This window comes from Streptomyces sp. 796.1 (genome assembly GCF_047525675.1).
Taxonomy (GTDB): Bacteria; Actinomycetota; Actinomycetes; order Streptomycetales; family Streptomycetaceae; genus Streptomyces.
Genome location: NZ_JBLIWA010000001.1, coordinates 139,960 through 165,836 on the forward strand (window position 1 = coordinate 139,960; position 25,877 = coordinate 165,836).

Sequence of the window (25,877 nt, forward strand, 5' to 3'; positions counted from 1 at the left end):
CTCCCCTGCCTCCGTCAACTGCGGTAGAGCTCTTCCACCTCAGCCGCGTACGCCTGCTCGATCGCCTTCCGCTTGAGCTTGAGCGAGGGGGTGAGCAGGCCGTCTGCCTCGGTGAAGCGGGTGGCGAGGATGCGGAAGGTGCGAATGGACTCGGGGTGCGAGACCAGCGTGTTCGCGGCCACCACCGCCCGTCTGACCTCGGCCTCCAGATCGGGGTCGCGGACCAGCACGGCCGGCTCCACGACCGGCTTGCCCCGCATCTGGAGCCAGTGCACGACCGCCTCCACGTCCAGGGTGACCAGCGCCGCCACGTACGGGCGGTCATCGCCGACCACCAGGCACTGGGCGACCAGCGGGTGGGCCCGTACGCGCCCCTCAAGCGCCAGCGGCGAGACCGTCTTGCCGCCCGAGGTGACCAGCACCTCCTTCTTGCGCCCGGTGATGGTCAGATAGCCGTCCTCGTCGAGGCTGCCGAGGTCGCCGGTGGCCAGCCAGCCGTCGGGCAGGGCGGCGGCGGTCGCCCGCGGGTCGCCGAGGTAGCCGGCGAACACCTGCCCGCCGCGCACCAGCACCTCGCCGTCCGCCGCGAGCCGCACCGCGGTGCCCGGGACCGGCAGCCCGACGGTGCCGAAACGAGGGCGCTCCGGCGGGTTGGCGGTGGCCGCGGCCGTGCACTCGGTCAGCCCGTACCCCTCGTACACGGTGACCCCGGCGCCCGCGAAGAACAGGCCGAGCCGCCGCTCCATGGCCGAGCCGCCCGACATGGCGTGCCGCAGCCGCCCGCCGAGTGCGTCGCGCAGCTTGCCGTAGACGAGCTTCTCGTAGAGCTGGTGCTGCACCCGCAGGCCGGGGCCCGGGCCGCCGCCGGCGCCGAACGCCTTGCGCTCGTCGGCCTCCGCGTGCCGCACCGCCACCTCGACCGCCTTGTCGAAGGGGCCGGCCCGGCCGGCCGCCTCGGCGCCACGCCTGGCCGCGGCGAAGACCCGCTCGAAGACGTGCGGCACGGCCAGGATGAAGGTCGGCCGGAACGCGCGCAGGTCGGGCAGGAGCGCGCTCGCCGAAAGCTCCGGCTGGTGCCCCAGCTTGACCCGCCAGCGCACCGCGGCGACCTGCACCATGCGCCCGAAGACATGGGCGAGCGGCAGGAACAGCAGAGTGCTCGCCTCATCGCCCGGCCGGGAGTGGAAAACCGCCTCATACCGGGCGACGACATTATCGGTTTCGGCCATGAAATTGGCGTGGGTGAGGGCGCAGCCCTTGGGGCGTCCCGTGGTGCCCGAGGTGTAGATGACGGTGGCCATCGACGCGGGGGTGAGCGCCAGCCGCTGCCGGTGCACCACGTCCTCGTCCACGTCCCGGCCGTCGGCCACCAGCTCGGCCACGGCCCCCGCGTCCAGTTGCCACAGCCGGGTGAGCAGCGGCAGTCGATCGATCACCGAGCCGATCGTCATCGCATGGTCCTCGTGCTCGACCACACAGGCCCGCACCTGCGCGTCGTGCAGCATCCAGCGGACCTGTTCGGCGGACGAGGTGGGGTAAAGCGGTACGGGCTGGGCGCCGATGCTCCACAGGGCGAAGTCGAAAAGCGTCCATTCGTACCGGGTGCGGCTCATGATGCCGACCCGGTCCCCGAACCGCACGCCCTGCGCGAGCAGCCCCTTCGCCAGGTCCAGCACCTCGTCACGGAACTGCGCGGCGGTCACGTCGTGCCACTCGCCGGCCACCTTCCGGGCCAGCGCCACCCGCCCCGGATCGTCGGCGGCGTGCTCGAACACGGCGTCCGCCAGACCTCCGACCTGGGGCGCCGTCGCCAGCGGCGGGACGGTGAACTCGCGCACCTGCTCACTCCTTGGGCTCCACGCAGCGCCGCGACCGTAGCCGACCGCACGGACGGCGGCCAGGGCCGCTCCCACGATCGGTACCGATGGCATCAGCGCTGGTCAACGGGGTGGTACCGGGCCATTCGTAGCCCCCCACAGGCGCTCAGGGGGCTGCTGCGCTCGCTGTGGCCGGATTCTGCACCGAATCTTTCCGAACGCGGCACGGCGGCTCTACACCCGTGCACCGGGTTTCTGCACGGGGCGGGTGGGGCTGGCCGCGGGGTGCGGACCGTGCGGGGGCTGGCTGCGCGGGAGACCGGCTGGGCGCGCCGAGCCACCCGCCGGGGTGGCCGGCCTGCGGAGTCGGCCGGCCACCGAGCCAGTCAGGCCAACCGCCCGGGCCGAGGCAGCCAGCCGGGGTGGCCCGTCGGCCCGTGGGTGGAGCCGGTCAGGGGCCGGGGCGGTGCGCGGGCGCCGGTCGGGTCAGCCGCCGCCGTGGAGCTGGTCCCCGCCGGCGAGCAGGGCCGCGGCGAGCGCGTCCGCCGCGGCCAGCGCGTCCGTTCCACCGCCGGCCTCGCTCGCTCGCCCGCCCCTGACCAGTGCGAACTCCACCGTGCCCAGATCCGGCAGGCCATGGCGGTCCGGCACCCTGACCAGGCCGGGCGGGATCATGCCCCGGGTGTGGGCCATGACGCCGAGGCCGGCCCGGGCCGCGGCGACCAGGCCGTTGAGGCTGCCGCTGGTACAGGCGATCCGCCAGGCCCTGCCGTGCTGCTCCAGCACTTCGAGGGCCCGGGCCCGGGTGATCCCGGGCGGCGGGAACAGGATCAGCGGCAGCGGGCGGTCCGGCTCGATCCGCAGCCGGTCGTGGCCGATCCACACCAGCCGGTCCCGCCAGACCAGTTGCCCGCCCGGCCGGTTGGGCGAGCGCTTGGCGAGGACGAGGTCGAGCCGTCCGGCCTCAAGCAGGGTGTGCAGCGTCCCGGACAGCTCGACCGTCAGCTCCAGGTCCACCCGTGGGTGCTCGCGGCGGAAGCCCTCCAGGATCTCCGGCAACCGGGTCAGTACGAAGTCCTCGGACGCCCCGAAACGCAGCCGGCCGCGCGGCCGGCTGCCCGCGAACCAGCTCGCCGCCCGCTCGTTGGCCGCGAGGATCGAGCGCGCGAAACCGAGCATCGCCTCGCCGTCCTCGGTCAGTTCCACGCTGTGCGTGTCGCGCGTGAACAACTGCCGGCCGGCCGCCGCCTCCAGCTTCCGCACCTGCTGGCTGACCGTGGACTGCCGCACCCCGAGCCGCTGGGCGGCCTGCGTGAAGCTCAGCGTCTGCGCCACCGTGCGGAAGGCGCGCAACTGCACCGGATCGAACATGCGGCCACCGTAGCCGGTCATCGCCATGCGTGATGACAGTGAGCGTGGTGTGCGCCTTTCCCGATGAACGGCCGGTGCGGCAGGGTGGCGGACGGAGGACCGCAGGGACGGAGACCACCAACCCACGCGCACCAACCCACGCGCACCAACCCACCCCCCGCACCAACCCACTGCCCCCTCGCACCCACCCAGCACCCCCCAGCCGAAGGAGAGCCCCATGCGTCGCCCCGCCCTGCCTGCCTGGTTGCCGCTCGACGGGTTCGTGCTGGCGCTGGTCGGCACGGTCGTGCTGGCTGCTTCGGCGCCGGTCACGGGGCGGGCTGCGGCGGTCGCCGACGGTGGCAGCACGGTGGCGGTGGCCGGGCTGTTCTTCCTCTACGGGGCCCGGCTCTCCGCCCGCGAGACGGTCGCCGGGCTGCGCCACTGGCGCCTCCACCTCACCGTGCTGGCCTGCACCTTCGTGGTCTTTCCGGTACTCGGCCTGGCGGCCGGCGGGTTGGTGCCGCTGGTGCTGACGCCACAGCTCCACGCCGGGTTGCTCTTCCTGTGCCTGGTGCCTTCGACCATCCAGTCCTCCATCGCCTTCACCTCGATCGCCCGCGGCAACGTGCCCGCCGCCATCTGTGCCGGCTCCCTCTCCAGCCTGGTCGGGGTGGTCATCACGCCGCTGTTGGCCGGGCTGCTGCTCGGTGGGAGCGGCGGCGGTTTCTCGGCCGGTTCGCTGCTGGCCATCGCACTCCACCTGCTCGTGCCGTTCCTGGCCGGACAGGCGCTGCGGCGCTGGGTGGGACCGTTCGTACTGCGCCACCGCAAGTTGCTCGGATACGCCGACCGGGGCTCGATCCTGTTGGTCGTCTACACCGCCTTCAGCCAGGGCACGGCCGACGGCGTGTGGCACCAGGTCGGCTGGGCGCGGCTGGGTGGGTTGCTCGGGGTGGAGGCCGCCCTGCTCGCCGTGATGCTCACCCTGACCGCGTACGGGGCACGCCGGCTCGGCTTCGACCGCCAGGACCGGGTGGCGATCACCTTCGCCGGCTCGAAGAAGAGCCTGGCGGCCGGGCTGCCGATGGCCAGCGTCCTGTTCGGCGCAGACGCGGGCCCGGTGGTGCTGCCGCTGATGCTCTTCCACCAGCTCCAACTGATCGTCTGCGCGGTGCTGGCCAGGCGGTACGCGACGAGCGGGGCGGGCCGGGCCCCGACCCCCGACCATCCAGCCGACCGACGACCCGCACCGCTGACCCCGCCCAGCCAGTCAGCCAACCGACCACCCACCCACGCCACTAACCCCGCCGCCCACCCAGCCAGCCCACCTCGCGATCACCCACGCCGCTGACAACCCCGGCCGACCGACCGCCCAACCGCCCCGAGAGCCCGGCCGCCGACCCCGACCGGCAACCCGGCCAACCCGACCGGGCACCCCTCACGAAGACCGCACCCGGTCCAGCGGCAGCCACACCACCGCCCCGTCACGGGCCACCCCCTGGGCCGATGCGCCGCTCAGCCGGTCGATCTCGGCATCGGACAGCGCCCGGCGCAGCACCAGCACCTCGTCCAGCGCGCCGGCCAGGTGCGAGCGGCTGTCCGGCTTCTGCCCCACGTGCACGCCGAAGACCGAGTTGCGGCTCACCGAACCCGCCGGGGCCCGGACGCCGATGGGTGTGCCGTCCACGAAGAGGGTGAGTTCCCCGCCGCCCCGCCGCAGCGCCAGGTGGTGCCACTCGCCGTCGTTGTAGGCGCGGGCGGCCCGTACCGTCGTGGTGACCGGCGCCGCCGCCCCGTCCACCGTCAGCATGGACGCCGTGATCCGGTTGTTGGCCGGCTCGCCGCGCACCGCCACCTGCGGCGACTTGTTGCCGACCCCGCCCATCCACAGGAAGGGTTGCTCGCCGGCGGTCGCCGTGTACCGGAACCACAGGCTGGCCGTGAAGTCACCGTCGCCGAGCGGCAGCGAGTTACGGAACGGCAGCCGTACCGCGTCGTCGACGCCGTCGAACTCCACCGCCCGGTCGAACCGGCCGTCGCCGGTCCGCGCCCCACCGAGCACCGCGGCCGGCCGCGCCCCGCGCCCGCCGTCCACCGTCCTCGGGTCCGGGCCGCGCCGCGGCCCGAGCCAGTCCTCGGTGAAGCGGGCGAAGCGGATCTCGTCCCTGGCGTCGACGGCCCCCGCCTCGTACAGCAACCCGACCGCACCGCCGGACAGCCGCGCCATGTCGGAGTAGCCGGACCAGTCGGTGGTGACCACCTTGCCGCGGTCCACACTCTCCCAGGTGCGCCCCTCGTCGTAGGAGGAGCGGATCATCATGGTGCGCCGCCGGTCCGGGTCGGCCGGCACGGACAGCAACAGCCGCCCCGGGCCGCCCTCGCCGACCCCGGCGCCGCGCAACCGGACCACCGCCCCCTGCACCATCGGCGCGTACAGGTCGGGTAGCGCCCGGAACGGCGCCTGGAAGGTCTCGCCGCCGTCGCGGCTGACGGCGTCGTCCCGGTGCCCGAGGTCCGTACCGTCCTGCTCCCGCCCGTTGACGTAGATCGCCCCGTCCGAGCGCTCCACCAGCGTCATCTCCGAAGGCTTCTGACGGAACGTCCCGTCGGCCGCCAGCGGCCAGGTGTCCCGCGCGCCGAGCCGCCAGGAGTCACCCCCGTCGTCGCTGTACGCCAGGGCCGCGTGGTTGGCGGTGATGCGGCCGGCGCCGTAGCTCTCCGCGTTGATGCCGAAGACCAACCGGCCCGCGTGCTTGCCGCGGGTGAGTTGGATGCCGTGCACCGGCCCGGTGGCGTACCAGGCGTCCCAGGCTGGATCGCGGACCTCACCGCTGATGTCACGCGGCGTGGACCAGTGGGCCCCGTCGTCGTCGCTGTACTGGAGGTGCGGTCGGCGGTCACAGGGAACCGTGCAGTTCTGGGCGTCGCCGCGCCCCTTGTTGTACGTGGTGGCCACCACGATCCGACCCGTCTTGCGGTCCACCACGGGCGCCGGGTTGCCGTGCGTGTCGCCCCCGCCCTCGTCAATGACCTGGAGCCCGCTCCAGGTGCGCCCGCCGTCGAAGGAGCGCTTGAGCACGAGGTCTATGTCACCGGCGTCCCCACAGGTGTCCACCCGGCCCTCGGCGAAGGCCAACAGGGTCTTGTCCCGGGTCTCCACGATGGCGGGGATGCGGAAGCAGGCGTAGCCCCCGTCCTGTGACGCCTTGAAAAGCACCTGCTCGTCGAAGGCGGCCCGCCCCGCCGCCGCCGTACGCCCGAGATCCGTGGCCTGCACCGGGGCCGGTACCAGCGCGACCAGCAGCAACGCCCCGAGCACGGCCCGACCCACGCCGCGCCACCGCGCACCGTCCCACGGGCGCGCACCGGACGCCGCCGCCCGGTGCCGCGGCACCGGGCGGGTTGGACGCGTCGGGTGGGTGTGGCGCGCGCGTCGGGAGCCGGGTGTGTCACCCGGTCCGGGCGCGGGACCCGCTGCGTGGTGGGTGTGTGGTTCGCTGGGGGCCGCTGCCGGTTCGGCGGTGTGCTGCCGGCCGCGGGGTGGTGGCGCCGCCTGCGGAGCCTGGTCGGATCGGAGTTGCCGCGATCTGCCGCCTCTAGCGGGGTCTGCGTGAAGTTCGGACGCCATACTCGGACCTGCCCTTCGAAGGCATCTGGACATCAAGACATCCCACGTCCCATGTGCGCTGCGCAGAAGTTACTTGTCTCCCAACAACCTCCACAAGAACCGCGCGCCGCTCGGGCTTCACTCGCTCAGGGGAACCAGGAACACTTGGTCGAAGAAGCGCCGGAATGGCGTACGGGACGGCCCTGCAACCCACACCCGCGCACCGCTGTCCGGTGCGTGCGCTCGGCCCGATGTCCCGTACGGCACAGGTCGTCTGACGCACCCTCGGCTACGTCGGATGCCGGTCACACTCGCGCACGACTGACGCGCCCACCTCACTTGTCGTACGCACCACGGCACCGGGCGGTCACCCCGCGCGGCCCCGGCGCGTGCTCAGGTGCCGTCCGTGCACAGGGCGCGGTCGATGAGGCGCTTGACCGCCGCGTCCGTACGGTCCTGCTGGTCGCCGTCGGCGTCGGTGAAGCTGTTCACGACGACGGTGACTGCCCGCCGTCCGTCGGTGGTGACGCCGTTCTCGCTGGCGTACCCGAGGGCGTTGCCGCCGTGGTGCCAGTAGAATCCGCCGCAGCTCAGCGGGGTGGTCTCGATGCCGAGCCCGTACCCGCGACCCGGCTCGTCCGGCATCGGGCGCAGCGTCTGCATCTCGGCCAGTTCGGCGGGGCGCAGCACGCGCCCGTCGATGAGCGCCCGGAAGAAGGCGTTCACGTCCGCGGGCGTGGTGACCAGGGCGCCGGCCGCGTCCGCCGCCGACGGGTTCATCACGGTGGTGTCCAGTTGCCGCCCCGGCCCTCCACCCGCGCTCGGCGCGAAGGTGTGATAGCCGTGCGTGTACGGCGTGCGCAGGTACGGGTCCCGGCTGGGCACCGAGGTGTGACGCAGCCCCAACGGCCGGACCAGGCGCCGGGTCACCTCCTGCTGCCAGGGGCGGCCGGTGACCTTCTCGATGACCATGCCGAGTACGAGGTAATTGGTGTTGCTGTAGCGCCAGTTGGTGCCCGGCTCGAAGTTCGGCGGGTGCGTGATGGCGCCGGCGACCAGGTCCGCCGCGGCGAGTTGCCGGTAGCGGTTGGCCAGGTAGCCGTCGGCGGTGTGTCCGGCCGGGAACAGTTCGGGGTAGCTCGTGTAGTTGGCCAGCCCACTGGTGTGTTGCAGGAGGTGGCGGATGGTGATGCGCCGGCCGTCGTTGCCGTGCCCGCTGATGGTGCCGGGCAGCCAGCGGTCGACGCTGTCCGACAGGGCCAGCTCGCCCTCGCCGACCAGTTGCAGGACGACCGAGGCGACGAACGTCTTCATCGTGCTGCCGGCCCGGTAGTGCGCATCGTCACGGACCGGCCGTCCGGTGCCGATCTCGGACTCGCCGGCACTGGCGGAGCGCACACCCTGCGGGGTGTCGAGCGTGGCGGTCACCCCGACGGCACCGGTGTCCCGGACGGCGGCCACGTCGCGCGCCAGCGTACGCGCGGCTCCGCCGCCGTTCGGGGCCGCTCCGGCCGGCGCGGCGACCACCACACCGGCGACCACCGCGGCACACACGACGGCGACCACCGAACCACGAACACCACCACGCACCCGACACGGCCTGGCACGCGGCCGGCCCAAAGGCAGGGACATAGGGAAACCCTCCGAACGAGAACATCAACACGAAACAGGTGAGGGGGAGCGGGAGCAGAGCCAGACGGCAGGGCAGGGCGCCCCCGTGCGACCGCCGCCGGCCCCGGGCCCACCGCGGGAAACCCCCTGGCACGCGGCGAACCCCACTCCGCAGCCCTCCCGACCGACGGCCGAGACGCTGCCCGCCCCACTCTGCCCGCCGCCCCACCCCAAAACGATCAGGCAGGCACCCGACCATTCCGGGGGCCAGCCGGTGCAACCCCCGTCGGGCCCGTCACCCGGGGTGGGGTGGGGAAAACCCGACGCACCGACTCCGTCGGAACATGCGAACACCGTTTGTTCCGGGGCAAGTTGAGCCGCCGTTGGCCGCCGCGCACGAGAACGGGGCGAAGCGGGGGAGCGGGGCCGGGGTGACACCCGGCGAGACAACCGGCGGGACAGCCAGGGAGGAGACACACGGCGAGGCAACCGACGAAGCGGCCGGGAAGACGCACCGCGAGACAGCCGGCAAGACAGCCGGCGACCAGGAAGAAGCAGAAGAACCAGGAGGGCCAGGAGAGCCAGAAGGACCAGGACGGACCAGGACGGACCAGGAAGGAAACAGCCGCGAACGCCGAACTAGTCGGCCCAGACCAGCCGTTCCGCGCCGGCGTAGACGTTCATGTCCGCGCCGCGCAGGAAGCCGATGAGGGTGAGCCCGGTCTCCTCGGCCAGGTCCACCGCGAGCGAGGACGGGGCGGAGACCGCGGCGAGCACCGGGATGCCCGCCATCACCGCCTTCTGCGCCAGCTCGAGGGAGGCCCGGCCCGACACCAGCAGCACGCTGGTGGAGAGCGGTAGCCGGCCCTGCTGGAGCGCCCGGCCGATCAGCTTGTCGACGGCGTTGTGCCGGCCCACGTCCTCCCGTACGTCGACGAGTTCCCCCGCCGCCGTGAACAGGGCGGCGGCGTGCAACCCACCGGTGCGGTCGAACACCCGCTGGGCGGCGCGCAGCCGGTCGGGCAGCGCGGAGAGCACGGCGGGGGAGACGGCCACCGGCGCCGCCGGGTCACCCACCGGCCAACGGGCCGTCGTCCGCACCGCGTCCAGGCTGGCCTTCCCGCACAGACCGCACGAGGAGGTGGTGTACACGTGGCGTTCCAACGTGATGTCCGGGACCTCGACCCCCGCCGCCAGCCGCACGTCGACCACGTTGTACGTGTTGGTGACCCCGCGGGCGCCATCCGCGCCGGCCCCGGCCAGGGGCAGCGCACGTGGGGCGGCCGAACGGAGCCCCGCCGGAGCGGAGCCACCCGCGCCGGCCCCCGACACCCCGGCGGTCCCGCCGACGGCCCGACCCGACGCCCCGGACACACCCTCCACGACGGCTTCGTCCGCGTACGGGTCGCCAGCCGGCCCCGCGGCCAGGTCCGCGCCGGGGGCCAGGGCCGCCAGGTCGTCCGTCCCCTCGGGCGCCGCGGCGGTCACCGCGCCGGCGCAGTAGACGATGTTGGCCAACTCGTCGTCCCGCCCCAGCACACCCTCGCTCACCAGGAACCCCGCGGCCAGTGCGAAGTCATCGCCCGGTGTGCGCATGGTGATCGCCAGCGGTTTGCCGTTCAGCCGGATCTCCAGCGGCTCCTCGGCAACGAGGGTGTCGGGGCGCGTACTGACCTGGCCGTTGCGGATGCGCACCACGCGCCGTCGCTCGGTGACCCGTCCCATGCTGTCGATCCGTCCTGGTCGTCGCCGTGCCGCCGGTCGCCTCCCGCCGGCGCTGCCCTGTCCCCGCATTGTCCCGCATCGCGGCAGGTCATGAGCGAATCGCCGTACCCGGCGAGCGGTGGCCGCAAACGTCGGCCGACCTCCGACACCCCGCCCGTCCGCGGGGGCGCGCGCGAGGCGTGATGTGAGCCATAGCCCCCCGTAATCCGTACCGCTCGACCGCCACCCGCCGCTAGCGTCCGTGCAACGCCACCTCCCGCCCCGCAGCGCAACGAGAGCGGACATCACCGATGGCAGCACCCACCCTCATCCTCAAGCCCCAAACGGCCTGGGCCGACGCCTGGCAGCGCTGCCTGAGCGTCGCTCCCGAGGCCTTCACCGACGATCGCGTACGCAACTACTGGAACGGCGCATGGCAGGCCGACGGCCGGGTCCTCGCCGCCACCACCCCCGTCGACGGCACCCCGATCGCCGGCCCGCCGCGTCTGGACGGTGCCGCGGCCACCAGCGCCGTACGGGCCGCGCTCGACCAGCACCGCGCCTGGCGACACGTCCCGCTGCCCGAACGCCGGGCCAAGGTCACCGCCGCCCTGGACGCCCTGACCGAACACCGCGAACTGCTCGCCCTGCTCCTGGTCTGGGAGATCGGCAAGCCGTGGCGGCTCGCCCAGGCCGATGTGGACCGGGCGATCGACGGGGTCAGGTGGTACGTCGAACAGATCGACCGGATGCTGGTCGACCGCACCCCACTGCCCGGCCCGGTCAGCAACATCGCGAGCTGGAACTATCCGATGAGCGTCCTGGTGCACGCGATGCTCGTACAGGCGCTGGCCGGCAACGCGGTGATCGCCAAGACCCCGACCGACGGCGGCGTTGCCTGCCTCACCCTGGCGACCGCACTCGCCGCCCGCGAGGGGCTGCCCCTCACTCTGGTCAGCGGTAGCGGCGGCGAACTCTCCGAGGCCCTGGTGCGGGCGCCCGAGATCGGCTGCGTCTCCTTCGTCGGCGGCCGGGACACCGGCGCGCGGGTCGCCACCGCCGTGGCCGACCTGGGCAAACGGCACATCCTGGAACAGGAGGGCCTGAACACCTGGGGCATCTGGAACTACACCGACTGGCCGGCCCTCGCCACCCAGATCCGCAAGACCTTCGACTACGGCAAGCAACGCTGCACCGCGTACCCCAGGTTCGTCGTCCAGCGCTCGTCCTTCGACGCGTTCCTGGCGGCCTACCTGCCGGCCGTACGCTCCCTGCGCCTCGGCCACCCGCTGGCGGTCGAATCCCCCGACGACCCGCTGCCGGAACTGGACTTCGGCCCGCTGATCAACGCGGCCAAGGCCAAGGAACTGGGCGACCAGGTCGCCGAGGCCATCGAACGCGGAGCGGTCCCGCTGCACCGCGGGGACCTGGCCGAAGCCCGCTTCCTGCCCGGCCAGGACACCTCGGCGTACCTGCCCCCGGTCACCCTGCTCAACCCGCCCCCCGCGTCGCCGCTGCACCACGCGGAACCGTTCGGCCCGGTCGACACGATCGTCCTGGTGGACACGGAGGCGGAACTGCTCGCCGCGATGAACGCCAGCAACGGCGCCCTGGTCGCCACCCTGTCCTGCGACGACCGCCAGACCTTCGACCGCCTGGCGCCCCAGGTCCGCGCCTTCAAGGTGGGCCACGGAAAGCCCAGGTCCCGCGGCGACCGGGACGAACTCTTCGGCGGCTTCGGAGCCTCCTGGCGCGGCGCCTTCGTCGGCGGCGACCTCCTGGTACGCGCCGTCACGGAAGGCCCCACGGGGGAGCGCCTCCCGGGGAACTTCCCCGACTACCACCTGATGCCGGACTGACCCGGGGCGCGCGGGCTTGCGAGCCTGGCCACCCACCGCGAGGTGGCCAGGCAAGCCGCCCAGGTGGTCAGGCAAGACCCCACCCCGCGCCGCCCCGCCCCGTTCCACGGCACACCCACACCCATCACGCTCCGTGGCGAAGGGTGTCACTCACGGTCCTCTGTCGGTGCCCGCTTCCACCGCCGCACGGGACGCGGATACGCAGGTGAAACGCACTGCGAATCCTTGGTATCGTTATCCATGTCGCCGCGGGGAACCGCGGTACACACCCAGTCCGGGTGGCGGAATGGCAGACGCGCTAGCTTGAGGTGCTAGTGCCCTTTATCGGGCGTGGGGGTTCAAGTCCCCCCTCGGACACCAGCCAAATCCCCACGGTCGTTCTCTGACCGTGGGGATTTCGTGTTGCGCTCGTCGAGTCTGATCTCGGCGCGCACGATCGCGCGGTGGGCCTCGCGGGTGAGGCGGAGGCCGAGGCGGCGGTAGGTCTCGATCTTGTCGGTGGCCTCGGTTTCCGGGCGGCGATGGCGAGACAACCGATGGAGCGCGCGACCCGCGCGATCTCGTCCCGGCTCATGTGGGTCGTGGGTCGTGGGTCGCGGGGCTCGATGGCGAGCTGCGCTCCCTCGTGCCACTGGGCGGGTCGGATTGCGCAAACCCGGCGTCCCGCCTGAGCGTCAGCCCTCAGCGCCGAATCTGAGCATGTCGCCAGCGGTGAGGAATCGTGTCGCAGCGGACCGCTGGGACGGTGGCCGGGTACATGGCCGTCCCCTGGGCTCGGCTGTGTGGCCAACCAACCCTCCTTACCGGTTGCGACGATTCGCAACTACGTGTGAGGATGGCGCGTCTGTTCAGGGGAGGGGGCGGTGATGGGGGATCGGTTGACGTTGGCGGAGTGGGCCCGTCGCGATGCCGTCGCGTCCATGTCGGATGTGGAGCGGGCGAGGACGCTTCGTGCTGCGCGGCTTTACTTCGAGCGGCCGGAGGAGCCGGGTTTCCTCGTCTCGGAGACCGAGCTTGGGCGGCTGGTGCCGGTCTTCACGTCGATTGAAGGTCTCGCGGAGTTCGCGGGAGTCTGCGGCTGGGCGTCGACTACTGCTCGGGACTTGGTGGACTTGCTGCCGGAGGGCGTACGAGCCGTGGTGGACCCGTACGGCGAGCACCCGTTTCTGCTGGATGCCGATGTGTTGAGCAAGGTGTTGGAGGGTTTGGACAGTGGCGGGGCATGACCGGCCGTCTGGTGCCCCTGAACCGGGCGTGATTGACGGGTCGGACGGGTATGCGATCGAGATTGCCGACGTCAAGGGCCTGATTGCGCCTCTGGAGGAGTCGGTAGTGGCGGCTAAAGCGATCGCGAGGAACCAGGAAGAGTTGACGTCCTATATCCAGCACTGTGGTGCCCCGGAAATCTTGGAGTCAGGCAAAAGCTTTCTCGCTGCCTGGAGTTTCGGCATGGGGCAGTTGTCCGAGCATGCGGACGAGGTCGTGACGCGGCTGTATGAGACGGTCGCGGCGTACGCGCTGGCGGATCTTCTCGGGGTCAAGAACTTCTGGCCGTCTGACGAGAATATCGCGAAGCTTCCTGGCGGCCCGTCGTCCAAGTGGGTGGCGGAGAATATAGGCGTGCCGGACATGGAGCCCTATAAGGAGTCGGCGTTGGAGAAGTTAGCGCGGAAGTATGCCGACTTCGAGGACGAGTCCTGAGCCATGGCTGACCCCGATGCATGGGCCCCGGCACGTACTGGGATTCCTGAAGGTGCAACACCCAAGGACCTGATTCCAGGTGATCCGGACAAGATTGATGACCTGGTGGTGGACTTACGCGCCTACGCCGCTGCTTTCAAGGACGGTCACGACAAGCTTGGTCCGCTGAAGCTGTACCGATGGTCAGGGCAGGGCGCGACTGCATTCCGAGACGCAGTCGACCGGCTCCCGAAGGAACTCACCTCCGCACACACTCAGTTCACGAACGCGGTTTCCGCCCTCTCCGCGTACGCCAGTAAACTCCGTGGCATCCAGGAACGCTGCAAGCCGATCATCGCGGACGCGGCCGAGGCCCGGTCAACTGCTAAGAATCATGATCGGAAGATCCAGGACTACAACGACGCGGTGAAACGCGGAGACAACCCGCTTCCTGAGCGGCCCGCGGAGACCAATCCAGGCATCACAGCTATGGAGAATTGCCAACGTCGCCTGGACGGTTTGATATTCGAGCTCCAGTTTGTGGTCGAGTCATCGAAGAAGAAACTTGACCAGGCGACAGAGAAGGCGCCGGACATACCGAGTGGCTTCCAGAAAGCCAAGCAGGGTGTTCGGAACTTCCTCTGGGGAGCACACTACGGAATCCTCGACATCGCCAACTTCGTCGAGCCGTTCCTCACGCTCGATCCGCAGGGCGCGGCCATGAACCTGGCCTCGGTCTTCGACGGTGCCAAATACGCTATCGAGCACCCGACCGAGTTCGCCAAGGCCGCCGCCAACTGGGAGGAGTGGTCGAAGAACCCACAGCGGGCAGCAGGCCAGTTGAGCCCTGCGGTGCTCCTGGCCCTCGCTACCGGCGGCGGGAGCACCCTGCGTAACGCTGCACAGGCATCACGAAACGCCGCCAGGAGATTGAGATCTCGTAAGGACGTGCTCAACCGCGGCGACAACCGCGACCGGGCAGAAGGCAAGGGCACGCATGACCAGTGCGGCCCCGAGAAGACCTGCGACGGCGAACCGGTCGACGTCGTCACCGGCGAGATGACGATGTCCGCCACGGACGTGAGCCTCCCGGGCAGCCTCCCACTCGTCCTGCGACGCACCCACGTCTCCGGCCACATCAGCGGCGGCTGGTTCGGACGCACCTGGGCGGCCACCCTCGACCAGCGGCTGGAACTGGACGCAGACGGGGTCGTGTTCGTCGCCGACGACGGCATGCTCCTCACCTACCCCATCCCACACTCGGAGGAGGACACCCTCCCCGACCGCGGTCCCCGCTGGCCCCTGCGCTGGAACGGGGAGGCAGGTGGGTCGATGACCATCACCATCCCGGAGCACGGACGCAACCTGCACTTCGCCCCGCTGCCCGACATGCCCGCCACCGAGCTTCCGCTCCAATGCATCAGCGACCGCAATGGCCACCGGATCGACATCTCCTACGACCCGGCCGGGTCACCGACTGAGATCAGCCACATCGGTGGGTACCGCATAGCCATCGACACAGATCCAGAGATGCTGCGCATCACCGCGCTCCGCCTCCTGGGTGTGGGTGATCCCGAGTCCGGCACCACGCTGATCTCCTACGGATACAACGCGGCCGGTGACCTCACTGAGGTCGTGAACTCCACGGGCAAGCCTCTGCGCTTCACCTACGACGACGAACATCGCATGACGTCGTGGACTGACCGTAACGGCACACAGTTCGGCTACTTCTACGACAGCCGTGGCCGCGTCACACACACCGTCGGATCCGAGAACATGCTCTCGGGCGGCTTCCGCTACGACGACAATGCCCGCACCACCACCTACACCGACTCCCTCGGCAACCAGACGCATTACGTCTACGACGACAAGTCGAAGGTCGTTGCCCAGACCGACCCCCTGGGCAACACCACGCGCACCGACTGGGGTCCGCAGCCTGGCCGTTTCCCGCTGGCCGTCACTGACCCACTCGGCCGCACCACCCGATTCGTTCATGACGACCACGACCGCCTCACCCGCGTCGAGCGCCCCGATGGCACAGCCGCAACCGCCCTTTACAACGGCCTGGGCCTTCCCACGGAGGTACGGGAACCGGACGGTGCGGTGTGGCGCCACACCTACGACCAGCTAGGCAACCGCACCAGCACAACCGACCCAACAGGAGCCGAGACCCGCTACGTCTACGACGATTGCGGCAACCTGTCATCCATCACCGACGCACTGGGGCACACCACCCACATCACGGCCGACGCCGCCGGCTTGCCGGTTGAGATCACCGACCCGCTGGGCAACGCCACCAAGATCCGCAGAGGCACACACGGCCGCATCACCCGCATCACCGACCCGTTGGGCCACATCACCCGCCACGGCTGGACGGTCGAGGGCAAGCCATCATGGCGAATACGCCCCGATGGCAGCAGGGAGTCCTGGACCTGGGACCCGGAAGGCAACCTCCGCGAACACACCGACCCAGCAGGCAACACCACACGACACACCTACACGCACTTCGACCGTCCGGCTACACGCACGGAGCCGGACGGAGCCATGTACGCGTTCACCTACGACACGGAATCGCGGCTGACGACGGTCACGAACCCGCAGGGGCTGGAGTGGCGCTATGCGTACGACGCAGTAGGCCGTATCACGTCAGAGACGGACTTCAACGGTCGCACCAACACGTACACCCATGACGCCGCAGGTGCGCTCCAGACGCGGGGCAACGGTGCCGGCGAAACGCTGACCCTCACCCGGGATCTCCTGGGCCGTCTTATCGAGCAGCGCGATGACAGGGGCCAGGTCACCACTTACGCATACGATGCCATGGGGGGACTAGTCCGGGCTTTCAACTCAGACGTCGAAATTATCACCCAGCGCGACGCACTCGGCCGGTGCGTGTCGGAATCTGTCAACGGTCGCACCATGACGTACGCCTTTGATGCGGTGGGTCATCGCACGGAGCGCGTGACGCCTAGCGGCAAACACTCGCAATGGAGCTACGACCCGGCTGCCCAGCCCGTCGAGTTACGCACAGACGTTGGCACTATCACCTTTGCCTACGACGCGGCCGGCCGGGAAGTTGAGCGGCGTTTCGGTGCTACAACCAGTCTCGCTCAGACGTGGGACCAGAACGGCCATCTTACGAGTCAGACTGTACGGCGCTATCAGGAGGCCGCTGACCATATCCTTCAGCACCGCTCCTTCGTCTACCGTGAAGACGGCTATCTCACGGAGATCCGAGAACTCACCTCCGGTACTCGCCGCTTTGATCTCGATCCCGTTGGCAGAGTCACGGCCCTCCATGCCTACGGATGGACGGAAAGCTACGCCTATGACAGCGCGGGAAACCTCACGTCAGCCGTCGCTCCCGCCCACCCAGCAACCGGCGACCGCGAGTACGTCGGAACCCTCATCCGTCGTGCCGGCCGCACGCACTATGAACATGACGCCCAGGGCCGGCTGATCCGACGTACCCGCAAGCTTCTCAACGGCAAGAAACACACCTGGACCTATACCTGGAACACGGAAGACCGTCTAGTTGCGGTCATCAACCCCAACGGTGAATGCTGGCGCTACAGTTATGACCCGCTGGGCCGTCGCATTTCCAAAGAGCGTCTGATTGGGGACGGTGTGGCCGTGGAGACCACGCTGTTTATCTGGGACGGCACCCGGCTGGCTGAGCAATCGACGTCTGACGGTAGGCACATCACTTGGGACTATACGCCAGGCACTCATAGTCCTATCGCGCAGACCAACGACGTACTTTCAACCCAAGTAAACGACGCACCCCTGATTGAGCCCTTCACCAGCACCACGTCCGACGGACACGGTGCCCGATTCCACGCCGTCATCACGAACCTTGCCGGCACTCCTATGGAGCTCATCTCTGCGGATGGCACCCTAGTCTGGCAGCATCGCACCACCCTGTGGGGCACACCACTGCAAACGACCACCGAGAAGCTGGACTGCCCGCTCCGCTTCGCAGGTCAGTACGCAGACGCCGAATCGGGTCTCCACTACAACTACTTCCGCCACTACGATCCCGAAACTGCACGCTACACGAGCCCGGACCCGTTGGGTCTTGTGCCAAATCCCAACCCAGCCACCTACGTTAACAACCCTCACGCCTGGTCCGACCGCCTAGGGTTGGCTCCCGAGGACTGTTCCAAGAAGCGCTGGACCAGCGACGCCGGGTTGCAGCGACACTACATCGATCACGGTGAAGACCTCGGGTACTACCGAGAAGAGGATTATGCCGAAGGGGCGCATGAGCTGATGAACGATTCGCGTCGCCCTGGCGTGCGTGAGAAGGATAGTCTCATTGAAGGAAAGATTTATCGGTGGGACCCGGAGACTCATGAGTTCGGAGTAATGGATCGCGCTACAAGGAAGATCATCACCTACTTTGATAGCTCAATTGACCGCACCGGAAAATCTTCTGATGCGTGGGCCAGGAAGTATTGGGATGAAAAAACGCCAGGCGTGGAGGAGTAATTATGAATCGATTTCCGTGTCCCTGCTGCCAGTTCATCACTCTTGAGGCGAAGGGATGGTTTGAAATTTGTCCTGTATGCGGCTGGGAAGATTCGGGACAGGATGACCGGAATGCCGATGAGTATGTCGGGGGGCCCAATCGTGTAACTCTGGCTGAGGCTAGGGAGAACTTCGCAAAGTTCGGCGCATCGGAAGAGCGTAGGCGGTCACACGTTCGCGCACCGCAACCTTGTGAGCAGCTCGGAGAGTGACCGCGGAACCTGCGTGGTGGAAGGTGGTTCTAGCAGCTTTGCGTGGCTGAAGGCAGTATCGCGGTCTGCGGAGGTGGCCGGCCGCAGGCGGATGATCGAGCGCCACTGAGGAAGGTTTCAAGGCTCCGACAGGAGCAGAAGCTTCAGCACATTGTGCGGCGGGGCAGCCCGAGCTCGGTGTGGTTGCGGCGAACGATGGTGGCGCTGGCGTCGGCCGGCGGCAGCACGGTCCCGGTCATGACCCGTCTGGTCAGGCAAACGAGGACTCCGCCTGTGATGTGATCCAGCGGTTCAATGAGATGGGGCTCGCGTCCCCGCCTGCCAGACCGTGACGACGAGGACTTCGCCGTCCAGACGGCCGCGACCAGCCCACCACCGTCTGCGGCGCGTGCTGATCCGCCGCGGAATCTCCTTCCAGCGCACCAAGATCTGGAAGGAGTCCCCATGGGGCAAGGGGCCCGGCAAGGGCGAATTCCAGGGGCTGTCCACATCGCAGGTCGTCCGCCGAATCAGCGGCTCCGAAGCCGCGGCACCACCCGTTCAGTCCGGATGGGATTAATCTCTGGACCAATTGTCAAAATTCCCCCTCGGAAACCATTTAAATCCCCACGGTTGTTCTCTGGCCGTGGGAATTTCATGTCGCCCTCGTCGAACTTGATCTCGGCGCGCACGATCGCGTGGTCGACTTCGTGGGTGAGATGGAAGCCGAGGCAGCGGTAGGTCTCGCTCGATCTTGTCGGTGGCCCTGCATTCTTGGCGGCGATGGCGAGATCGCCGATGGAGCGCGCGACCCGCGCGATCTCGCCCCGGCTCGTACGGGTGGCGAGGCTCGATAGGTGAGCTGCGCTCCCTCATGCCACTGGACGGATCGGATTGCGCAGGCATGGCGTCCTGCCTGAACGTCAGCCTTTTAGCGTCCCGGTGCATACGATGGACTGCCCGCTACGCTGCCCAGGCAGTATGCTGACCCCGAAACGGGCCTAAAATGCAATTACTTTCGCTATTGCGACAAGAAACGCGCTACCTCACTCCTGACTCACTCGGTCTGGCCCCAGCCGATAGCCCCCACATCTACATACCGAACCCCCTCGCCTGGATCGATCCGCTGGGCCGTCCGGGCTGGGCCCGGGCATTGATGACGACGCTTATAGCGAGATTAAGGGAACGTACAGGCAACGTGTGGCGGACGGAGTAGATCATGATCTTCGGCGAACAGATGACGGATCCAGCAATGCGCTTGATCATTCGATATCCGGCATCGGCTCAGATCCGCACGAGTTGGCTAGGTATCTGTCATCGTTCGAAGGTAGAACCACGCACGTCGACACCAAGCAGGGGTCACGCGTCGCGTACGACGATTCTCGCCGTGGCGCGCAGGGCTGTGGCGTTTTGATCGTGGAGACTCCCTACCGCATCCATGCGTTCCATTATTCGGAGGCGGATTTCAATTCTGGAAGGTATTCATTGCAATGAGGGCAAGAATGCGTATTCGATCCTCTGGTGAGGATAGTGTTTCAGTCAAGCTTTCATTCGCGCAAGCGTCGCTGATTCGCGAATGCTTGTCTCTCGCGATTGACACACCTGGCGAAGATCGTATGGTGAAACTCTATGTCGGGAGCTCAAGGGAGGAGTTGGAAAGCATTAGAGTGATGGTGGCCGGAATCCCGCAGAACGCGTCAAGTGAATGCGTCTTCGTGTATCGGCAGCTCCATGCCATTTATGCCAGCATTGCCCATGCAGTAGTGGGGTTGCCGTCGGAAGAAGATTTTCACATCCGGACGGGATTCTACCGCGAGAACGCCATCGCTCTAGCCAGATCAATGAGGCTCTCTGTTTCCGAGCTCCTGTGCTCGGATCCGTCTCAGATGAAAGAGGGCTAGCAGCTCTGTTGAGTAGGGGTGGGTGACGCTGTTCCCGAACTTTTGCTCCCGGAGTCTTCTCAGTCGAAAGAGAGAGGGAGGATCGGCAGGTCCGAGGGGGCCCGCCCCCGTCGGTTTCGGAGGCGGGCCGTTTGCGTTCTCCCTGAGAGGAGATCGTCTTCTGAATTACCTGCCGGCGGATCTACGGGCAGGCTGCCGGCGTTTCGATGCGTACGCCGGTGACGACGCCGCTCCCACCGAAGAGGAACTTATGATTCGGTTCCAAGCACGCGAACCGGGTCGAACCCTTGACGGTATAGCGGAGAGATACCCGGTCGTCGTTTCGCGTGTTCACCACCCAGAAGGATCCGCGGGCGCGGGGCCCAAGGTTCTGGTAGTTCTTCGTGACGTCCTTGTACGAGGCGGTCGGCCGGGAAGCCTCGTAGTCCGCTTCCTTGAGGTAGAAGCAGACTCGGGGGAAGGAGCACCCCTGCATGCTGTCCGCTGAAGTGGTGGGAGCCGTGGCGATCATCGTGCCGAGCAGGACAGCGGTCGCTGCGCAAGCCCCGATAGCTTTCTTCGTTGCCTTCATGGCTGCAACGCTAGGCAATTTCGGGAATGTGGCTAAAGACTCCTTCTGGACAAGGATTGAGTGCGCGCCGGCGCATCCTCATTCAGGTATTCGTTTCACGTTGTCGAGTTTCGCTCTGATGTGATTGTTCAGATGTGGTGGTCCGGTTGCCGAACAAAATATTTCGTGCTTGGGTGGCCGCGGTAGCGGCACCTGCCTTCATTTTGCGAGTCGGGGCGGGAACGGGCGTTCGTGTCGGGTTTCGGTTGTTCGACTTCTGGGTGCGCGGTGAGCGTTCGCCCTGCACATCACTCGCGTCTATTGCGAATTGCGGCACGTGGCGCATATTCGTCATGGGTAATGGTTTAACGGCTTCGGTGCGATGTGCTGGAGGCCCTTACGGCGGCTCAGCGGCGCGTAGGGCCCATGTTGTGGTCTGTGGCCAGTGCCTGATCTTCTGTCGTCGCACACTGGTGATGACCAGCCGGCCGTATCGACCAGAATCACCGCAAGCCCCACCACGAAATCCACCAGCACCGAAAGACGGGAAGGCACCCACATGCAGTACGACGCCTCCGGCGGTGGCCGGTACGACCTGTTGGTCGTCGGGTCGGCCAATGTTGATCTCGTGATCGGTGTGGAGCGACGGCCCGCGCCGGGTGAGACGGTGCTCGGTTCTGATCTGGCCGTTCACCCGGGCGGCAAGGGTGCCAACCAGGCCCTGGCCGCCGCCAGGCTCGGCGCGCGGGCGGCGCTCCTCGCTCGGGTGGGTGACGACGAGCACGGGCGGCTGTTGCTGGCGAGCCAGCGGGCGGCGGGTGTGGACACCGACGGTGTGCTCGTCGGCGGGGCGCCCACGGGCGTCGCCCTGATCACCGTGGACCCCTCGGGTGACAACAGCATCGTCGTCTCCCCGGGGGCCAACGGGCGGCTCACCCCCGCGGACGTCCGGGCGGCGGCCCCGCTGTTGGCCGCCGCGCGCGTCGTCTCCCTGCAACTGGAAATCCCGCTGGAGACGGTCGCGGAGACGGTACGCGGCCTGGCTCCTGACGCCCGGCTCGTCCTCAACCCGTCCCCGCCGGCCCCGCTCCCCGCCGAGGTGCTGGCCGCCTGCGACCCGCTGGTGGTCAACGAGCACGAGGCGCGGTACGTGCTGGGCGCGGCGGCGGGGGAAACGCCACAGGACTGGGCGCGGGGGCTGCTCGCGCTCGGCCCGCGCTCGGTCGTCATCACGCTCGGTGCGCAGGGCGCCGTCGTGGCCGAAGGGCATGCCGACTCGCTGCACCACCTGCCCAGCCCCCGGGTCGATGCGGTCGACACGACGGGCGCGGGCGATGCGTTCACCGCCGCCCTGGCCTGGCGCCTTGGCCGCGGCGACGAACTGCGCCGGGCGGCGGCGTTCGCCGTCCGGGTGGGAGCGGCGACGGTCACGGCCCGCGGGGCGCAGGACTCCTTCCCGACACCGGAGCAGGTCGACGCGGTGTGAGGGGACCGGGGGTGTGGGCGTGGGGTGTGGGTGTGGGGTGTGGGGTGTGATGAGTTGAGCCGGTGGAGGCGTACGACCCGCGACAGGGTGGCACACCCGTGCCCGCACTCGGTGGTGGTGGGCCAGCGGGTTGGTCTACGCGGCGTGGCAGGTTGATTCGGGTGTGTTGGGCTGGGCCGTCAGTCACGTACGACTCGCGACAGAGCGATGTACCTTAACCCAGCCTCGTACGCCGGCAGTTGGACGGATCGCGCCCGGGGCGGGCGGGGTCAACGCGGCGGCGGGGCCCGTACCCGGTCAGCCGGAGAACAGGGCGTCCAGTAGCTGGAGTTCGGCGCGGGCCTCTGCCTGGCGGGGACTCTTGTGTTCGGTCAGGGTCTTCAGGGCGGCGTCCACTGCCGCGCGGGCCGCTGGAAGGTCGCCCATGTGGCGCAGGACGCGGCCGAGTTCGAGGTGGACCGGGCCGCTCCAGGCCGGCATCGCTGAACCCTCGAAGGCGGCGAGGGCCTTGCGCAGCGGTTCCTCGGCCTGCTGCCACTGGCCGAGGGCCGCGTGGTCGCTGCCGATGTGTTGCAGGGCCGCCGCCTGGTAGAGGTCGAGCAGTTCGGGAGAGCAACCCGGGATACCGGCCCGGCAGATCGCGTCGCTGCGGAGGTGGATGGCCAGGGCCTGGTCGGCGTGGCCCTGGCCGCGCAGGACCTCGCCGAGCGCGTTGAGGGTGGTGAGCTCCGCGAGCCGGCCCTGTGGGGTGGTGTTCTCGTGGTGGCAGGCGGCTGCCTCCCGGAACTTGGCGACCGCCTCTTCCGCCCGGCCGAGCCGGCGCAGCGCACCCGCCTCGTAACCCAGCGCCCACCCCATCTGGAGCCGGTCACCGCTGGTGAGGGCGGCGGCGTACGCGGCGCGGGCGGCGGCTGCCGCGGAGTGGTGGTCGTGCACGCACAGGTTGTACGCCCAGGCCAGGTAGTTGAGGTGGGTGGCCTCCTCCCGGGGCGAGCCCAGCGAGCGGGCGGCGTCCGCGGCCCGCTCGAAGACCTCCACCCACAGGTCCCAGTGCTGGGTGAGGTCGGAGAACCAGTGCATGGCCTCCGCGGCGTCGACGACCTCCCGGTGCCTCCCGGCATGGTGGGCGTGGCGCAGCGCGGCGAGCCACTGCGCCGCTTCCGCCTCAAGCCAGGCCCTGGCCCGCTCCCGGCCGCTCGGCGCGGTGGCCGGGTCGGGGTCGCGCCCCGCGGGGTGGTGCTGCTGGGCGTCGAAGTGCAGGCCGGCCGCGGTCGCCCGGGCCAGCATCCAGCGCCCGGCCCGCTCCCGCGCCGCCTCCTCCGTCGCGGCGCCGTCTTCGTCTGCCACCAGCTCGGCGGCGAACAGCCGCAGCAGGTCGTGGAACCGGTAGCGCTCGACCGCGGCCTCGGTCTGGAGGAGTCCGCGGTCGGCGAGCTCCTCCAACCCGAGCTCCGCCGCGCGGACGGTCGTCCCGGCCAGCAGGGCGGCGGTCTCGGCACTGAAGTCGGGGCCCGCGGCGAGCGCGGAGCGGCGCAGCAGGGTCCGGGTAGCGGGGGCGAGCCGCCGGTAGGAGAGCGCGAAGGCCGCCCGTACTTGAAGGTCACCGGCCTTGAGCAGGTCCAACCTGCGCTCTTCGCCGGCCAGTTGGGTGGCGAGTTTGCCGAGCCGCTCCTGGGGGCGGCTGGCGAGCCGGCCGCCGACGATCCGGATCGCCAGTGGCAGGTGGCCGCACAGGTCGGTGAGGTCGCGGGCGGCCTGCGCCTCGCGGCCGACCCGCTCGGGGCCGATGATGCGGGCCAGGAGTTCCACGGACTCCTCGCGGCGCAGCAGCGGCAGATCGATCCGGTGCACCGCCTCCAGGCCGATCAGCCCCCGCCGGCTGGTGACCAGGGTCAGTGTTGTGCCGCTGCCCGGTAGCAGCGGACGCACCTGGTCCTCGTCGGCCGCGTTGTCCAGGACGAGCAGCAGCCGGCGGCCGGCGAGGAGCGAGCGCAGCAGGCCGGAGCGGTCCTGGAGGTCGTGCGGGATGGCGTGCTCGGCCACGTCGAGCGCCCGCAACAGGGTGGCCAGCGCGTCCCGGGGGTGTGCGGGTTCCGCGTCCATGCCGCGCAGGTCGAGGAAGAGCTGTCCGTCGGGGAACCGTGGGGCGAGGGCGTGGGCGCTGCGGATGCCGAACGCGGTCTTGCCGAGTCCCGGCTGCCCCGTGACGACGATGACCGGCGGGTACGCGGCATCCGGCCGTTCCGCCAGCGCGAGCACGTCGGCCAGGGCCTGCCCGCGGGCGGTGAAGTCCCGGGGGGCGCGCGGTAGCGACAGCGGTACGGGGAGGCCGGCCGGGCCCCCTGCCGGGGCTGGGGCCTGGGCGGTGGTGGCCTGCGCCCGGGCGCGGCCGGGCGCCGCAGCCGCCTCCAGGGCGCGCGCCTCGTCGGCGGTCAGCGCCAACCCTTGGGCCAGGGCCTCCACGGTGCGGCGCTGCGGTCCGCGGGTGCGGCCCCGCTCCATGTCGGCCAACGCGCGCACGCTCACGCCCGACGCGTGGGCGAGCTCTTCCTGGCTGAAACCCGCCCGGAGCCGGAGTCCGCGCAGGAGCGGCCCGAACGCGTGCGTCGGGGGAGTGGTGCTGTTCACGAGGCCGGCCTTTCTGCGTGGGTGCCGGGGCTGGCACTACCAGTAGAAGTATCCCCAACTGCACTTTTGCCGGTGCTTCCGCCTGGTGCCGGCCGTGTCGCCTTGATGGACTGCACCTCGGAATCGCCGGCTGATGGGGCCCGAGGGACGGCGTGCCCCGTCGCCCGCCGGGTCGCTCCCGGGAGGCGTCGTGGCGCGTTTCCTTCCCCCACGGGCCGACGGCCTCGCGCCGTCGGGCCGGCGAGTTCCCCTTCCGTACGTCCGATGGCCGGGGCCGCTGGGCTCGCCCGGGCGTACGAATCACGTGGTCCACAGAGTGCGGAGAAAGACAGGGATGGTCATGGGTGGGGTGTTGCGCTGTGCGCTTCTTTAGGCGAGTTGGAGGCAGCTCCCGGAATACCGAAAGGCGCCGGGGCTGGCTTCTTCCCGTGGCGATGGCGGTGGTCTGCTCCGCGGCGGCGGTGGCGGGTGCACACGACCTGACCTCGCGCGTCGGCGAACGGAGCGCGCCGGTGAAGAAGGAGCAGGCCAGCCCGGCGGGAATGGGCGACCGAGAAGGCGAATTCGTGTTGTTCGAGCCGGTCTGGACGACGGCGCACATTTACCAAAAGGGCATCAACAACGTCGCGCATGACACGGGTCTCGTCGTCTCGTACGTGGGGCCGACCGGGCGGAACCCGCACGTGGAAGAGGACTGGATCGGCATCTACGAGTACGGCAAATTGGACAAGGAGCACCGGAAGGACTGGGACTACGTCTGTCCGAACGAGAAGGAACGCTGCAAGGCGTTCGGCTCCGCCATCGTGCCCGCCGGAAATGACGGCCTGGAGTCGGGCAAGAAGTACACCGTGGCCTACTGGCTCGGTTCCAAGGGCGAGTCGGGCCGGGCGCCCGCGGTGACCATCGACTACGTCGTTCCCTGGTAGTCCCGCACTCCGTCCGTGCCACCGATGGCCACTC

17 protein-coding genes, 1 tRNA gene and 2 pseudogenes are annotated in these 25,877 nt (G+C 69.3%); 12 read left to right on the plus strand and 8 right to left on the minus strand.

Annotated elements, in window-relative coordinates:
- Window positions 1–14 precede the first annotated feature (14 nt).
- Window positions 15–1,838, minus strand: a complete 1,824-nt coding sequence (locus ACMA1D_RS00530) for an AMP-dependent synthetase/ligase (protein WP_414721813.1) — start codon at window positions 1,836–1,838, stop codon at window positions 15–17.
- Window positions 1,839–2,303: 465 nt separating this feature from the next.
- Complete coding sequence (locus ACMA1D_RS00535) at window positions 2,304–3,188, minus strand: LysR family transcriptional regulator (protein WP_414721814.1); 885 nt, start codon at window positions 3,186–3,188, stop codon at window positions 2,304–2,306.
- Between the two features lie 217 nt (window positions 3,189–3,405).
- Between ACMA1D_RS00535 and ACMA1D_RS00540 the strand changes: the two genes are divergently transcribed.
- Window positions 3,406–4,521, plus strand: a complete 1,116-nt coding sequence (locus ACMA1D_RS00540) for a bile acid:sodium symporter family protein (RefSeq protein ID WP_414721815.1) — start codon at window positions 3,406–3,408, stop codon at window positions 4,519–4,521.
- A gap of 87 nt (window positions 4,522–4,608) precedes the next feature.
- Here the strand turns inward: ACMA1D_RS00540 and ACMA1D_RS00545 are convergent, their stop codons facing one another.
- From ACMA1D_RS00545 to fdhD, 3 genes are all read right to left on the minus strand, one after another.
- On the minus strand, window positions 4,609–6,501 hold the full coding sequence (locus ACMA1D_RS00545; RefSeq protein ID WP_414721816.1) for an exo-alpha-sialidase: 1,893 nt from the start codon (window positions 6,499–6,501) through the stop codon (window positions 4,609–4,611).
- Between the two features lie 669 nt (window positions 6,502–7,170).
- Complete coding sequence (locus ACMA1D_RS00550; protein WP_414721817.1) at window positions 7,171–8,343, minus strand: serine hydrolase domain-containing protein; 1,173 nt, start codon at window positions 8,341–8,343, stop codon at window positions 7,171–7,173.
- Window positions 8,344–9,027: 684 nt separating this feature from the next.
- The gene (gene fdhD, locus ACMA1D_RS00555; RefSeq protein ID WP_414721818.1) at window positions 9,028–10,113 is read right to left on the minus strand and encodes a formate dehydrogenase accessory sulfurtransferase FdhD; all 1,086 of its coding nucleotides are present in this window, start codon (window positions 10,111–10,113) and stop codon (window positions 9,028–9,030) included.
- 290 nt (window positions 10,114–10,403) lie between these two features.
- Here fdhD and ACMA1D_RS00560 point away from each other — a divergent pair, with 290 nt between their 5' ends.
- From ACMA1D_RS00560 to ACMA1D_RS00600, 9 genes and pseudogenes are all read left to right on the plus strand, one after another.
- Entirely contained in the window at window positions 10,404–11,951 is a 1,548-nt protein-coding gene (locus ACMA1D_RS00560) for an aldehyde dehydrogenase family protein (protein ID WP_414721819.1), read from the plus strand.
- 272 nt (window positions 11,952–12,223) lie between these two features.
- Window positions 12,224–12,311: transfer RNA gene (locus ACMA1D_RS00565), tRNA-Leu, on the plus strand.
- A gap of 560 nt (window positions 12,312–12,871) precedes the next feature.
- A complete protein-coding gene (locus tag ACMA1D_RS00570; RefSeq protein ID WP_414721820.1) occupies window positions 12,872–13,177 on the plus strand; it encodes an SseB family protein in 306 nt (101 codons plus the stop codon).
- The gene (locus ACMA1D_RS00575; protein WP_414721821.1) at window positions 13,164–13,652 is read left to right on the plus strand and encodes a hypothetical protein; all 489 of its coding nucleotides are present in this window, start codon (window positions 13,164–13,166) and stop codon (window positions 13,650–13,652) included. The genes ACMA1D_RS00570 and ACMA1D_RS00575 overlap by 14 nt, the downstream gene beginning before the upstream one ends.
- 3 nt (window positions 13,653–13,655) lie before the next feature.
- Window positions 13,656–18,122: a putative T7SS-secreted protein gene (locus ACMA1D_RS00580; RefSeq protein ID WP_414721822.1), complete on the plus strand. Its 4,467-nt coding sequence runs from the start codon at window positions 13,656–13,658 to the stop codon at window positions 18,120–18,122.
- 2 nt (window positions 18,123–18,124) lie between these two features.
- Window positions 18,125–18,373: a CPCC family cysteine-rich protein gene (locus ACMA1D_RS00585; RefSeq protein WP_414721823.1), complete on the plus strand. Its 249-nt coding sequence runs from the start codon at window positions 18,125–18,127 to the stop codon at window positions 18,371–18,373.
- A gap of 195 nt (window positions 18,374–18,568) precedes the next feature.
- A pseudogene (locus ACMA1D_RS00590) lies at window positions 18,569–18,818 on the plus strand (IS630 family transposase); the annotation flags it as partial.
- Between the two features lie 493 nt (window positions 18,819–19,311).
- A pseudogene (locus ACMA1D_RS00595) lies at window positions 19,312–19,484 on the plus strand (RHS repeat-associated core domain-containing protein); the annotation flags it as partial.
- Between the two features lie 370 nt (window positions 19,485–19,854).
- Window positions 19,855–20,253, plus strand: coding sequence for a hypothetical protein (locus ACMA1D_RS00600; RefSeq protein WP_414721824.1), 399 nt, complete (start codon window positions 19,855–19,857; stop codon window positions 20,251–20,253).
- 181 nt (window positions 20,254–20,434) lie between these two features.
- Here ACMA1D_RS00600 and ACMA1D_RS00605 read toward each other — a convergent pair whose 3' ends face one another.
- Both ACMA1D_RS00605 and ACMA1D_RS00610 read right to left on the minus strand, forming a co-directional pair.
- The gene (locus ACMA1D_RS00605; protein WP_414721825.1) at window positions 20,435–20,824 is read right to left on the minus strand and encodes a hypothetical protein; all 390 of its coding nucleotides are present in this window, start codon (window positions 20,822–20,824) and stop codon (window positions 20,435–20,437) included.
- Window positions 20,825–20,906: 82 nt separating this feature from the next.
- Entirely contained in the window at window positions 20,907–21,158 is a 252-nt protein-coding gene (locus tag ACMA1D_RS00610) for a hypothetical protein (protein ID WP_414721826.1), read from the minus strand.
- Window positions 21,159–21,362: 204 nt separating this feature from the next.
- On the opposite strand from ACMA1D_RS00610, the gene ACMA1D_RS00615 reads away from it, so the two are divergent.
- Complete coding sequence (locus ACMA1D_RS00615; RefSeq protein ID WP_414721827.1) at window positions 21,363–22,289, plus strand: ribokinase; 927 nt, start codon at window positions 21,363–21,365, stop codon at window positions 22,287–22,289.
- 297 nt (window positions 22,290–22,586) lie between these two features.
- Here the strand turns inward: ACMA1D_RS00615 and ACMA1D_RS00620 are convergent, their stop codons facing one another.
- Complete coding sequence (locus tag ACMA1D_RS00620; protein WP_414721828.1) at window positions 22,587–24,917, minus strand: ATP-binding protein; 2,331 nt, start codon at window positions 24,915–24,917, stop codon at window positions 22,587–22,589.
- Window positions 24,918–25,345: 428 nt separating this feature from the next.
- Here ACMA1D_RS00620 and ACMA1D_RS00625 point away from each other — a divergent pair, with 428 nt between their 5' ends.
- The gene (locus tag ACMA1D_RS00625) at window positions 25,346–25,843 is read left to right on the plus strand and encodes a hypothetical protein (RefSeq protein WP_414721829.1); all 498 of its coding nucleotides are present in this window, start codon (window positions 25,346–25,348) and stop codon (window positions 25,841–25,843) included.
- Window positions 25,844–25,877 lie beyond the last annotated feature (34 nt).

What these genes read in the sequence shown, in the direction of transcription:
- ACMA1D_RS00535 (WP_414721814.1), bottom strand. Translation starts at nt 3,188, where the DNA reads ATGTTCGATCCGGTGCAGTTGCGCGCCTTCCGCACGGTGGCGCAGACG.
- ACMA1D_RS00540 (WP_414721815.1), top strand. Translation starts at nt 3,406, where the DNA reads ATGCGTCGCCCCGCCCTGCCTGCCTGGTTGCCGCTCGACGGGTTCGTG.
- fdhD (WP_414721818.1), bottom strand. Translation starts at nt 10,113, where the DNA reads ATGGGACGGGTCACCGAGCGACGGCGCGTGGTGCGCATCCGCAACGGC.
- ACMA1D_RS00560 (WP_414721819.1), top strand. Translation starts at nt 10,404, where the DNA reads ATGGCAGCACCCACCCTCATCCTCAAGCCCCAAACGGCCTGGGCCGAC.
- ACMA1D_RS00570 (WP_414721820.1), top strand. Translation starts at nt 12,872, where the DNA reads ATGTCGGATGTGGAGCGGGCGAGGACGCTTCGTGCTGCGCGGCTTTAC.
- ACMA1D_RS00580 (WP_414721822.1), top strand. Translation starts at nt 13,656, where the DNA reads ATGGCTGACCCCGATGCATGGGCCCCGGCACGTACTGGGATTCCTGAA.
- ACMA1D_RS00585 (WP_414721823.1), top strand. Translation starts at nt 18,125, where the DNA reads ATGAATCGATTTCCGTGTCCCTGCTGCCAGTTCATCACTCTTGAGGCG.
- ACMA1D_RS00600 (WP_414721824.1), top strand. Translation starts at nt 19,855, where the DNA reads ATGCGTATTCGATCCTCTGGTGAGGATAGTGTTTCAGTCAAGCTTTCA.
- ACMA1D_RS00605 (WP_414721825.1), bottom strand. Translation starts at nt 20,824, where the DNA reads ATGAAGGCAACGAAGAAAGCTATCGGGGCTTGCGCAGCGACCGCTGTC.
- ACMA1D_RS00610 (WP_414721826.1), bottom strand. Translation starts at nt 21,158, where the DNA reads ATGACGAATATGCGCCACGTGCCGCAATTCGCAATAGACGCGAGTGAT.
- ACMA1D_RS00615 (WP_414721827.1), top strand. Translation starts at nt 21,363, where the DNA reads ATGCAGTACGACGCCTCCGGCGGTGGCCGGTACGACCTGTTGGTCGTC.